This window comes from Candidatus Aminicenantes bacterium (assembly GCA_011049425.1).
Classification (GTDB): domain Bacteria; phylum Acidobacteriota; class Aminicenantia; order UBA2199; family UBA2199; genus UBA876.
This window is the reverse complement of sequence record DSBM01000148.1, coordinates 1-11,263: the sequence shown is the minus strand read 5'-3', so window position 1 is coordinate 11,263 and position 11,263 is coordinate 1. Positions and strand designations below refer to the sequence as shown.

General features: G+C 59.7%; 11 protein-coding genes. 9 read left to right on the top strand and 2 right to left on the bottom strand.

What is annotated here, in order from left to right; all coding sequences use genetic code 11:
- Positions 1 to 322: 322 nt before the first annotated feature.
- From ENN40_10690 to ENN40_10655, 8 genes are all read left to right on the top strand, one after another.
- Positions 323 to 1,657: a 4Fe-4S dicluster domain-containing protein gene (locus tag ENN40_10690; protein HDP95809.1), complete on the top strand. Its 1,335-nt coding sequence runs from the start codon at positions 323 to 325 to the stop codon at positions 1,655 to 1,657.
- Positions 1,654 to 2,385 carry a UPF0280 family protein gene (locus ENN40_10685; GenBank protein ID HDP95808.1) on the top strand — a complete coding sequence of 244 codons (732 nt, stop codon included), beginning with the start codon at positions 1,654 to 1,656 and terminating at the stop codon, positions 2,383 to 2,385. Before ENN40_10690 ends, ENN40_10685 begins: the two co-directional genes overlap by 4 nt.
- Positions 2,372 to 3,457 (top strand): aspartate-semialdehyde dehydrogenase, encoded by a 1,086-nt coding sequence (gene asd, locus ENN40_10680; GenBank protein ID HDP95807.1) that lies wholly within the window; start codon positions 2,372 to 2,374, stop codon positions 3,455 to 3,457. Before ENN40_10685 ends, asd begins: the two co-directional genes overlap by 14 nt.
- A complete protein-coding gene (locus tag ENN40_10675; protein ID HDP95806.1) occupies positions 3,445 to 4,845 on the top strand; it encodes an aspartate kinase in 1,401 nt (466 codons plus the stop codon). Before asd ends, ENN40_10675 begins: the two co-directional genes overlap by 13 nt.
- Complete coding sequence (locus tag ENN40_10670) at positions 4,842 to 5,804, top strand: methylenetetrahydrofolate reductase [NAD(P)H] (GenBank protein ID HDP95805.1); 963 nt, start codon at positions 4,842 to 4,844, stop codon at positions 5,802 to 5,804. The genes ENN40_10675 and ENN40_10670 overlap by 4 nt, the downstream gene beginning before the upstream one ends.
- 95 nt (positions 5,805 to 5,899) lie before the next feature.
- The gene (locus ENN40_10665) at positions 5,900 to 7,390 is read left to right on the top strand and encodes a right-handed parallel beta-helix repeat-containing protein (GenBank protein HDP95804.1); all 1,491 of its coding nucleotides are present in this window, start codon (positions 5,900 to 5,902) and stop codon (positions 7,388 to 7,390) included.
- Positions 7,391 to 7,495: 105 nt separating this feature from the next.
- Positions 7,496 to 7,912 carry an acyl-CoA thioesterase gene (locus tag ENN40_10660; protein ID HDP95803.1) on the top strand — a complete coding sequence of 139 codons (417 nt, stop codon included), beginning with the start codon at positions 7,496 to 7,498 and terminating at the stop codon, positions 7,910 to 7,912.
- 152 nt (positions 7,913 to 8,064) lie between these two features.
- On the top strand, positions 8,065 to 8,529 hold the full coding sequence (locus tag ENN40_10655) for a hypothetical protein (GenBank protein HDP95802.1): 465 nt from the start codon (positions 8,065 to 8,067) through the stop codon (positions 8,527 to 8,529).
- Between the two features lie 45 nt (positions 8,530 to 8,574).
- Here the strand turns inward: ENN40_10655 and ENN40_10650 are convergent, their stop codons facing one another.
- Entirely contained in the window at positions 8,575 to 8,808 is a 234-nt protein-coding gene (locus ENN40_10650) for a cation transport regulator ChaB (GenBank protein HDP95801.1), read from the bottom strand.
- 143 nt (positions 8,809 to 8,951) lie between these two features.
- Here ENN40_10650 and ENN40_10645 point away from each other — a divergent pair, with 143 nt between their 5' ends.
- The gene (locus ENN40_10645; GenBank protein ID HDP95800.1) at positions 8,952 to 10,844 is read left to right on the top strand and encodes a diguanylate cyclase; all 1,893 of its coding nucleotides are present in this window, start codon (positions 8,952 to 8,954) and stop codon (positions 10,842 to 10,844) included.
- 70 nt (positions 10,845 to 10,914) lie between these two features.
- Here the strand turns inward: ENN40_10645 and ENN40_10640 are convergent.
- Positions 10,915 to 11,263: hypothetical protein (locus tag ENN40_10640; GenBank protein HDP95799.1), on the bottom strand; the 349-nt coding region annotated here is incomplete at its 5' end.

Sequence of the window (11,263 nt, the reverse complement as noted above, 5' to 3'; positions counted from 1 at the left end):
GGGATAGTTTCCTTTTCCCTGGGTATGAATACTCAATATATTCCCGAATCCAAAAACAACATCAAGGGGGGGCTTAAAATTTTCTCTAAAAACATGAAAACATTACAATTAAAACATTTCTCTTGACAGAAACGTGGGGATGTGGTAGCTTGGCTCCATTATGACTGACTCACCGCGCCATATCGTCCTGCACGATACCGACATGATAATGCGCAGCCCGGACGCGGCGCTCTCCGCATAGAGCACGCTTCCGGGATCTTCCCAACAATCTCAAACCCCACGCGGCTTTTTGCCGCCAATCCATTTACGGGAGGACATTATCATGAAACGCAGCATCGATGAGATTAACCGCCGCATTACCCGGGGGGAAGCACGGGTGGTGCGGGCGGACGAAATGACCCGCCTGGTGCGGGAAGAGGGAGTATCCGCCGCGGCTCAAGCCGTGGATGTCGTCACCACCGGGACCTTCGGTCCCATGTGTTCATCCGGCGTAATGATGAACTTCGGCCAGGCCGAACCCCCCATCCGCATGGCCCGCGTGTGGATCAACGGTGTTGAAGCCCATGCCGGGCTGGCCGCGGTGGACGCCTATCTGGGAGCCACCCAGACCGGCCCTGATCGCGGAATCCATTACGGCGGCGCCCACGTAATCACGGACCTGGTACGGGGACACAGCCTGCGGTTGCAGGCGGAGTCCACGGGTACCGATTGCTACCCGCGCCGCCATATCGACACGATAGTGCGCTTGAGCGACCTCAATCACGCCACCCTGCTCAACCCCCGCAACGCGTACCAGCGCTACGCCGCGGCCACAAACACCAGTTCGCGTACGCTCCACACCTACATGGGGACCCTGCTTCCCGGCGGCAAGAACGTGACCTGGGCCGGAGCGGGAGAACTATCTCCGCTGGCCAATGACCCGGCCTACCGTTTTATCGGCGCCGGGACCCGCATCTTCCTGGCCGGCGCGATCGGCATGGTCACGGGAGCCGGAACCCAGCATGATCCGGATTCAGGCATGGCCACCGTGGGTGTCATCGGAAACCTGTTCCGGATGACTCCCGAGTTCCTGCGGCCCGCCGTACTGAGGGGCTACGGCTGCAGCCTCTATGTGGGGGTCGGAATACCCATTCCCATTCTGGACGAAGATGCGGCCCTGTGCGCCGCGGTGGACAATGCCTCTCTGCAAACTGAAGTACTGGACTTTTCACAAGCGGGCCACCCCAGGGTGGCCACCGTGACTTACCGGGATCTCCATTCTGGAAGCCTTTGCCTTAGCGGTCGGAGTACTGCCTGCGCCCCCCTGTCCAGCCCCCTGTTGTCCCGCCGCGTGGCTGAAAACCTCGCCGATTGGATCCGCGCGGGACGATTCCTTTTGTCGCTGCCTGCCGAGCCGTTGCCCCTCGAAAGCAGGCCCCGACGCCTGCCGTTGCGGGATGCCTGCGCGACGGAACCCGCGCAATCGTCCAAAGGCCTGCATGACACGGATAAGTGTGTTCACTGCGGTCAATGCGTACTGCTCTGCCCCGCCGATGTTTTTTCGCGGCACCCGGACGGCCGCATCCAGGCCATGGATGACCGTTGCATTAACTGCGGGGAGTGCCGGGACTTCTGTCCCGCCGGCGCCCTCTCGCCAGTCACGGGAGGCCCGCAATGACCACGCACTCCATTCAATACCGTGAAACCAGCGCGCGCTTGACCTGCCTTCCCCGTTACCGGGACCTGGCCATGGAGACGTTGCATGAAACCCACGCCCGGTTGTGTGATTACATTTCCCGGGACCGAAAGTTTTTTAACTCTTTTGCACCCGTGGACTGCCGCCCCGGATCGCCCCGGATCGCCCGCCACATGGCCGCGGCCGCCCGGCGGGCGGGCACCGGCCCCATGTCCGCTGTTGCCGGAGCCATCGGCCTGGAGGTGGTCCGCGAATTGGTGCGGGCGGGAGCAAATCACGTGATATTCGAAAACGGGGGAGATATCACCATGTATCTGGGATATGCCGTCACCGTGGGTATCTATTGCGGCCCCAATGGCCCCGGGGAGCTCGGCCTGCGCCTGGAACCACGCAACAGGATCACAGCCTGCTGCACGTCATCGGGAACCGTGGGTCATTCCTTCAGCTACGGCCTGGGAGACGCGGCCGTTGTCCTGGCCGATGACCCCATATTGGCGGATGCAACCGCGACCGCGCTGGGCAACCGGCTGCGCCGCGGCGGAGCCCGATCCCTGGCCGCCGCCCTGAAAAACACACCCCAGCGTGGAATCCGAACCATGATTGTCGCAATGAACGGTAAAGTCGCTTACCGGGGTGACGCACCGGCCTGGGTAAAAACCCGGACTTTTCTGCCTCCGAAAATACAAGAGGTGCACCATGCCTCCGCGTAACGCCGTGATACTGGGCTGTACGGGCCTGGTGGGCCGGGCGTTTGTCCGGCGCCTGGCCGTCCACCCCTGGTTCCGCCTTGTGGGCCTGGTTGCATCCGCCCGGTCCGCGGGGCGCCGTTATGGTGAACTCTTTCCGAACCGCCATGCGGAATGGCCGCAACGGATCCTCGAGATGCCGATACGGAACCTGGATGAACTGGACAACAACGCACAAATCGTTTTCTCCGCCCTGCCGCGGGAAATCGCCGGCCCGGTGGAGAGCGGATTGCGGCAGCGGGGCTTGCTGGTTTTTTCAAATGCCGCCAGCCACCGCATGGATCCGGATGTCCCCATCCTGGTGCCTGAAGTCAATCCGCATCACATCGAATTGGCCCGGGAGCAATTGCGGCGCGAAGGCGGCGCCGTTATCACCAATGCCAATTGCGTTGCCGCCGGCCTGGTCATGGTCCTGGCCCCACTGGTACCCATCGGTCTCAAGCGGGTCCACCTGGTTACCTGTCAGGCCCTGTCAGGCGCGGGCCTGAACGGTCCCCGGGCACTCACCATGCTGGGCAACATCCTGCCCCATATCCCGGACGAAGAAGAAAAGATCACCAATGAAACCCGCCGGATTCTGGGCACCCTGGAAAACGGCCGGGTAAAACCACTCGACATCGACATGTCCGTTTCGTGTTGCCGCGTACCCGTAGCCAACGGGCACACGCTCCACGTAACAGTGGAAACAGACTTTGCGTTGGAGCCGAACCAGGTGCACCAGACCCTGGCCCTGTTCAAGGGCCGGCCGCAGGCTCTGGCACTGCCCAGTGCGCCCGCATCTCCGCTGGTGGTTTTGACGGATCCGGACCGGCCACAGCCCCTTCTGGACCTGGAAGCCGGAGGCCCGGGAACGGGAAGCGGCATGGCCGTTACAATCGGACGGCTGCGCGTCCGCGACAAGCGGATTCAATTCACCGCACTGGTTCACAACCTGGAACGGGGAGCCGCGGGCACTTCGGTTCTCAACGCTGAATTGGCCGCAAAAATCAACCTGATTCCTTTCCAGGCGGCGGGAGGTGAACCATGCGGGTCATGAAATTCGGAGGCGGTTGCCTGGGAAACTCTGCGGACCTGTTGCGGGCCGCAGCGTTGACAAAAGGCCCAACTACCGTGGTGGTGGTGTCGGCCCTGGGCGGGGTGACCGATACCCTGGTGCAAATCCTGGACCGCACAGCCAGGCGCAATCGCTTCCCGCTCGGCCTGTTCCGAAACCTGAGTCAACGCCACCGCGACTGCATGCAGGCGCTGACATCCCGGCAAGGGCAAACCCAAAACGGTTTTAACCGCATTGACCAGTTGCTCAAAGGCCTGGAACAACTTTTGCGGGGGATCAGCTGCATCGGCGAAGTTCCGCCCTCGATCCGGGCCCGGGTTCTGAGTTACGGCGAAGAACTTTCCTGCGTCCTGATGTGCGCGGCGTTGGAGACGCGAAACGTTCCGGCAACAGCCTGTGACGCCCGTCATTGCGGTATCACCGCGGATCGGCCGGGAACCAACGCCCGTATCGATCTGACCCGAACCCGTCGCAAGTTGCGCCGCAACCTGCCTCCCCTGATCAAATCGGGCAGAATGCCTGTCATAACCGGATTTTTCGGGCGTGCTCCGGATGGGACCACGGCCCTTTTCGGGCGAAATGCGTCTGACTACACGGCCGGCGCGGTGGCCTGCGCGCTGGATGCCCGGGAGCTGGTGATCTGGAAGGGCGTAGACGGCATCATGACCATGGACCCGGCATACGGCGGGGATGCCCGTTCAATAGAACGCCTGACATGGGAAGAAGTGAAAGAACTCACCCATTTCGGCGCCGATATCCTGCATCCCTTAACCCTGGATCCGCTGGAAAACAGCCGCACGCGAGTGCGCGTCCGCAATTTCCGCAAGCCCGGACTGGCGGGAACGGAAATTTCGTCAGCCACAAAAGACAACACAGACAAGATATGCGGCATCACATGCCATCCGGGCTCAACCATGCTGCAATTGGCCGCGACCCCGGGCAAATTGCATCGCTTACTGGCACGTCTGGAAGAGATCCCCGGCGTACCTTCAGCGCGCATCACCTCCCTGGTCACGGCCCGGGACCGCATCACCCTGCTCATGCCCTCCGCGGATGCCCGCAGCGTGCGTCGGGCCCTGGCTGCAAGCATCGATCCCACAATCCGCCTTTTAAACTCCCGAGACGACCGCACGCTGGTGGCCGTGGTGGGCCAGGCCTTGCACCATGCGCGTGGATTGGCCCAGCTGATGGACGCCCTCGCCACCGCCGGTATCACCCTGGAAGGCATCACCCCCGGCGGCGCTGCCGCGTCCGTGTGCCTGGTTGTTCCCGGGAACCAGGCGGGCCGATGCCTCCAGGCCATCCACAAGCGCTTTTTTCCTCCCGCACCCCCCGCACCGCCATGCATTGCCAAGGGAGATCAACCATGACACGAGTTACGGAAAGGCTGCAAAACGGGGATCGACCCCTGCTGTCACTTGAAATCACCCCGCCGGACCGGGGGCAAAGCATTGACGAGTTGTTTCACAACATCGACAGCCTCATGCCCATGTCCCCGGAGTTCATCAACGTGACCTATCACCAGGCCTACGAGGACTACGAAGAAAAAAACGGCAGTATCGTCCGCCGTCCGCGGCGTAAAAAACCCGGCACCGTGGGCATCTGCGCGGCCATCAAGAATCGCTTTGCCGTGGAACCGGTGGCCCACCTCATCTGTGGCGGGTTCGATCGCTGGGAAACCGAAGACGCGCTGATCGACCTCCATTACCTGGGAATCCGCAACATCCTGGCCCTGCGGGGTGATCCGCCTCCGGGGCAGAGCCTTTTCCGCCCTAAAAAGGACGGCTACGCCTTTGCCGCCGACCTGGTGGCCCAGATCCGCGACATGAATCAAGGCGTGTACGTGGACGCGCTGGATGATCCCGTGCCCACCAGCTTTTCAATCGGAGTGGCGGGATACCCGGAAAAACATGTCGAAGCCGCAAACAGGGAAACCGACATCCGGCACCTGAAAGAAAAAGTTGACCAGGGCGCGGATTACGTGGTGACCCAGATGTTCTTTTCCGCGCGGCTCTACAAAGATTACGTTGCCCGGGCCCGGGAAGCGGGCATCACCGTCCCCATCATCCCCGGCATCAAACCCATTACCACACCAAGACAACTGGAACGCATCCCGCGAACCTTTTTCGTCAGTCTGCCGGATGCCCTGGTTCAAAGCATTTGCGAAGCACGGACTGCCAAAGAGGCTTTCAAAAGAGGAACCGATTCCGTAGCGGAACTGGCCGGGGAACTGCTCGAGGCCGGGGCCCCGGGCCTGCATCTCTTTACCATGGGCAAGGGACGCGGCGCCAGAGCCGTGCTTACCCGACTCTTCGGCTCTCACCGTTGACAAAAAACCGATGGCCCCTGAACTGGTTCGCCGGGAAGAAAATTGCCTGGCCGTTGTCGTTGGGGTACCATGTGGCCACCAGGGAGGAAAGAACGATGCATAAAGGTGGCCGGGCTTTGACATTGGGACTTCTGCTTCTCTTTCTATTCGCATCCTGTCAACCGGGAAACCCGGAAAACGGAAATGATCCCGGCGACGACAGCAACCCCCAACAGGGGGAAACTTACGGCATCCCCGCCGAAACCGCTCCTCCCGCGGATGAGCAATACATTGATGAGGGCATCTTTATCTCCCCTTCCGGCAGCGACGACAACGGCAGCGGCACCCGGGAAGCGCCGTACCGCACCATTCAACACGTGCTGGACAACGTGGCCGTTGCGGGAGATACCCTGATCCTGCGCGGCGGCATATACAATGAAGCCGTGCGCATCCGTCAACCGCGCATCACCATCCGTTCCAAACATGACGAATGGGCGCGCATCATCTGCCCCGTAGAGGATAGAGACAATTATGACGTGGTAGTTGCGTTCGACGTCGATTCCTCGGGAGGCCGCCTCCAGCGCCTGGCCGTGGCCGGGGGATATTACTACGGGATTTCCTTTGAAACCAGGTGGGACTGGGGAGAGGCGGACCGCGGCGGAGCATCGGATATCCTGGTGGAAAACTGTATCATCCACCACACGGGCCGGGATTGCATCAAGATCAAGCCCGGTTGCGACGACATTGTGATCCGAAACTGTGAAATTTTTCATTCCGGATTCCGGGATGACGGCAACGCCGAAGGCATCGACAACGTGAATGGAGACCGCACGCTTATTGTTGATTGCCGGATCCACGATACCGCCACCAACGGGATTTACCTGAAAGGGGGCGCCACGGCATGCGTGGTTAACCGCTGCCTGGTTGAAAACTGCGGTGCGGGGGGCATCCTGCTGGGGTTTGACACCAGCCCCGAATACTTCGACACCACGGTCAATCCCCGCTACTACGAAAACATCAACGGCACGGTGAAGAACTGCGTGGTACGCAACACCCATTACGCGGGCATCGGGCTATTCGCCGCGCGCAATGCCCGTGTCTTAAACAACACCATTATCGATTCCGCCAAGTCGGGTCAACACAGCCCCATTTACTTCGGCATTACACTACAGGACTGGGACACGGACATCAACGGCCGGCCGGCATCCATAAACCCGGCTATTAAAAACAACATCGTGTGGCAATCCCCGGAACTGTCAGCCGCCCTGGTGGAGATCCGCACTTTTTACCACGACTCGCTCGGCAGGCTAGATGGCCTGGAAGGGCCCGTGGACATGAATGCAAACTGTTACTGGGGTGGTTCGGCACGTTTCGAGGACAACCGCCCGGGAATGGAATTTTCCGGTAACCTGGCCGGGTGGCGCAGCCACATGGCCGCCGAAATCCTGTCTTTCATGGCCGACCCCGGCCTCGCCAACGGTTTTAATTTGTCCCATACCAGCCCCTGCATCGATGCCGGCTTGCCCCTCAGCACCGTCAAGACTGATTACTTTCGCAACCTGCGAATCCCGCCCCATGACATTGGTGCCGTGGAATACACGCCCTGAGCCGGCATCTCGATAAACAGTATCCGCCCCTGTTTATTTTATGATTGCTTTTTCGAGGAGCGCAAGTCTAAAATGGAAAGGGGAATTTCCCCCGGGAGGCTGATGATGCCCGGACGCTACACGGAAACCCGCTTCGCCGTTGACGACAGCGAGTGCGATCCCTTCGGATTGATCAACTTCAACCGCTACGTGGAGTGGGTTAACATCACCAAGCACAAGTTCTTTGACCACAACGGGGTGTCGATCGGGGAAATGGAAAGCGCTGGTGTGAACCTGGTAACGGTCAACTTCACCCTGCGATGCCTTTCACCCTGCCGCCGGGGAGACGCCGTGGTGGTCCGGGCCACGGCCGAACGCCTGACCCCGGGGTCGATCTACCTCGCCTATACAGGGCGCAATTCAGGAAGCAACGAAACGATTTTCCGAGCCGACACCATCATGTATCCCCTGGATACCCGGGGCGCGGCCATCACCTTTTCCCCCGTATTGCTGCAAAAGCTGCAACCACTTGTCAGCCCGTAACGGGATTGCCTCCCAAACTCCAATCGAAACCGGGATGCAATGAAATTCCCTCCCTTTCCCAGTTGCCCGAACTTGTGGAAAATGGTATAGTTCATCAGCCGGAACAATCCGGCAAAAACACAATCCACCACAATATTCACGGAGTTCAGTTCATGCAACGCGCGATCATTTACCCGATGCTGGTCCTGTTGTTGTGTATTCCCCTGTTGATGCAGGCAACCGGGGCGGACAAAGAGTACTATGCCCATTACCTGACCCCTCAAGACGTGGAAAAAATCACCGAACTTTCCGGTATTACCACCAACCATAACTATTCCCTGCATTTCCTGGATTCCCGGGGTCGCGAGATACTCATCGTGCGCTTCGGCCCGGAAAAACAGTTCGCCCGCGAAACCCGGCGGGAGAAGTACTGGACACCCATCGAGGGTGTGGCGGACCAGGCCAAACTGGCCATTCCGCAAATGCCCTACCAGATCGCTTTCCTCAAAGGCCCCCACTTCGCCATGGTCATCTCCATGACCGATGCCGAAACCGCGAAGACCTTTCTTTCCGTGGACCAGCTCAAGGCGATCGCCAACCTGATCGCCTCGCGCATGGATCCCGACAAACCCCTGTAAGCAGTGGCGGAAAAGCTGTTGCCCGCACGTCCCATTTAAGAGACGTTACTCTTTGCCGCGGCGCACCCACTCGTTCCAGCGTTTTTCGTATGCCTGTTTCACCGCGGACCAGGCCACGCGGTGGGCGGTTTCCTCGCGGGAGGCCTGCTCCCGGCGATCCTCCGGATCCTTATAGTTCTCCCAGGCGTTATTGAAGGCCGCCAGGTAGATCTCCAGGGCGTGTCGGGGCAGGGCATTGCGCACGCTGTCGCGCAGATCGCTCAACTCTTTGTAAGGCATTGCCCCTCCTTTGCAACATCCGGTCGGAAGCCACAGTTAGGGTTTATTAATAAAAGCAACATGCCGAAATTTCAAATCGGGCTTTTGGGATTCCCGGTACATTTCTGGTACAATGGGCAGCATCAACCGCTATTGGAGACCAAATGTCAAGACATGCGTTGCGGAAAGTCATGTTCGCCTCCGCGGCGATAATCACGCTGATGGTCCCTGCCTGCCTGCCTTCCCAGGATAACCCCGAAAAGACACTGCACCAACTTGAAGAACGCCTGGAAAAGGACCCAAAAGCGGTACTTGAGGCCCTTTCCCGCCTGGAAGCGGACTTGAAAGGCGAGGTCAAGTTGCTACAGCGCACCCGTTTCCTGCGGGGCCAAGCACTCCTTCACCTGGACCGGAACGCTGAGGCCGAAGCCGTACTGAAAAGCCTTTTGGGCGAACTCACCGCGGATGCTGAATCCGACCCGCTACTGATCAGTCGCACTGCGCTGGGTTTGGGGAAAACGTTGAGCCGTCAGTCCCGACCTTCCGAAGGCGAGGCGGCTCTCACCCTGGCCCTGCGCCAGCTTCCGGAAAACGCCCCGCCTGAGATACGCGCCCGGATCCTGCTGGAAATAACCCGGGTCATGATCTACCTGGGGGAACCGGTAAACGCGGCGGATCAGGCCACCGCAGCCCTGGAATGGGCCAAAGGCCATAAATTGGATCAAATCGCGCTACAGGCCCGTTACCTGCTTGGATACGCCTATCGCAACCAGGATGACATCACAGCGGCGCGGTCGCATTTTCAAAACGCCCGTGAAGAGGCCCGGCGCCTGGGCGATTTGCGTTACGAAATCCTGTCCATGAACGAATTGGGCAACCTGCTGGTCATGGAGAAAAAACCGGACGCGGCCATGAAGATCAAGCAGGAGGCACTGGAGCGGGCTCGTAAGATTAAAGACGACTACCTGGTATCCGTGTGCCTGCACGACATCGGTTACGCACTTATTCTGGGCAAAGAGTACAGCCGGGCCCTAAAGATTTACCGCAGCATCGTCCAACGTGAGACCGCCCTTGACAATCCACGAGCCATCAACATGGCCAACTTGAACATCGCCTACATCTACTCCGAGATGGGCCGCAGGCGGGAGGCCCTCGAACTGGCCGAACAATCCCTCGAATCCGTCCGTCGCAACCAACTGGGAGAACTCGAGCCCAAGTCGCTGGAACAGGTTATCGATTTGCTGGAGCGTCAGGGCCGCCATGCGGAGGCGTTAAAACGGCAAAAGGAACTCACTGAGTTGAATGACCGGAAGTTCCGCCGCGAGTTGGAACGCAAACTCACGGAGATCCGGGACCGGCACCGCCTGATGGAGCAGGAGTCGGAGATCCGTATCCTGCGCCAGGACAAAGAGATCCGCAGCCTGCAACTGGGCCGACAGCGCATCCTGATCCTTTCCATGATCGGACTGGCTTTCTTTCTATTTCTCCTGGCTGTTCTGGCTTTTTTCGGCTACCGTGCCAAGCGCCGGGCCAACCGCAACCTGGAAGTCCTCAACCGGCGCCTGGACGAGCTCTCGCGCCATGATGCCCTCACAAAATTATCCAACCGCCGTGACATGATGGAAAAGCTGCAGATTCTGAAAGCGCGTGCGGACCGAGAAGGTTCGGCCCTCTCCATGCTGATGATCGACATGGATCACTTTAAATCCATTAACGACACCTGGGGACACGAGCAGGGGGACAAAATGCTGCAGGCCGTGGCCCGGGCCCTGCGGGAACGGATTCGCGGCCAGGACCTGTTGGCCCGCTGGGGAGGCGAAGAATTCCTGGTTGCCCTGGCTGACACGCCCCGCGAAGGCGCAATGCAGGCGGCGGAACAATTGCGCAGGGCGGTGGAGACCAAGGCCCTGCCGGTCAACGGCAACAAGGTATCGGTCACCATCACGATAGGTGTGGCGCAATACCAACCGCAAGAAGATCTGCAGGCCGCAATCACGCGCGCGGACGATCAATTGTACAAAGGCAAACGAGCCGGCCGCAATCGGGTAGCCGGTTAGCCCACCAAACCCCGATTCCGTACAAGATATCCCAAGAAACGATTCAAGGCGGAAGCGAGGGTAAAGAGGTCTACGCTTTAATGTCGACCCCGCCCATAATGGCTGTTCCGCGGATAATCAGCGTACCGCTGCGCTTTTCCGGAGCTGTTTTCGGACCCTTGTACTCCATGCCGCCGAGCAGGGGCGTCCCTTGCATGCTCACTTCCCATTCAGCGGGAACGCGGATATCCATTCCGCCCATAAGCACGAAAAGGTCCAGGACTGCGGAATCCCCCTGCATGACACAGCCCCGCAGGTCCAGATCGTACCCACCCATGATAACCGAGATTCTTCCACCTTTCAGGGTCTTGGAGCTGTACGCGTATTCCCCACCCCCCATAAAGGCGGACAGGTTGATCGTGTCTCTATCCAGGGGATCC

Coding starts and splice junctions, on each gene's coding strand:
- ENN40_10665 (HDP95804.1), top strand. CDS start 5,900: ATGCATAAAGGTGGCCGGGCTTTGACATTGGGACTTCTGCTTCTCTTT.
- ENN40_10685 (HDP95808.1), top strand. CDS start 1,654: ATGACCACGCACTCCATTCAATACCGTGAAACCAGCGCGCGCTTGACC.
- ENN40_10670 (HDP95805.1), top strand. CDS start 4,842: ATGACACGAGTTACGGAAAGGCTGCAAAACGGGGATCGACCCCTGCTG.
- asd (HDP95807.1), top strand. CDS start 2,372: ATGCCTCCGCGTAACGCCGTGATACTGGGCTGTACGGGCCTGGTGGGC.
- ENN40_10655 (HDP95802.1), top strand. CDS start 8,065: ATGCAACGCGCGATCATTTACCCGATGCTGGTCCTGTTGTTGTGTATT.
- ENN40_10660 (HDP95803.1), top strand. CDS start 7,496: ATGCCCGGACGCTACACGGAAACCCGCTTCGCCGTTGACGACAGCGAG.
- ENN40_10650 (HDP95801.1), bottom strand. CDS start 8,808: ATGCCTTACAAAGAGTTGAGCGATCTGCGCGACAGCGTGCGCAATGCC.
- ENN40_10645 (HDP95800.1), top strand. CDS start 8,952: ATGTCAAGACATGCGTTGCGGAAAGTCATGTTCGCCTCCGCGGCGATA.
- ENN40_10690 (HDP95809.1), top strand. CDS start 323: ATGAAACGCAGCATCGATGAGATTAACCGCCGCATTACCCGGGGGGAA.
- ENN40_10675 (HDP95806.1), top strand. CDS start 3,445: ATGCGGGTCATGAAATTCGGAGGCGGTTGCCTGGGAAACTCTGCGGAC.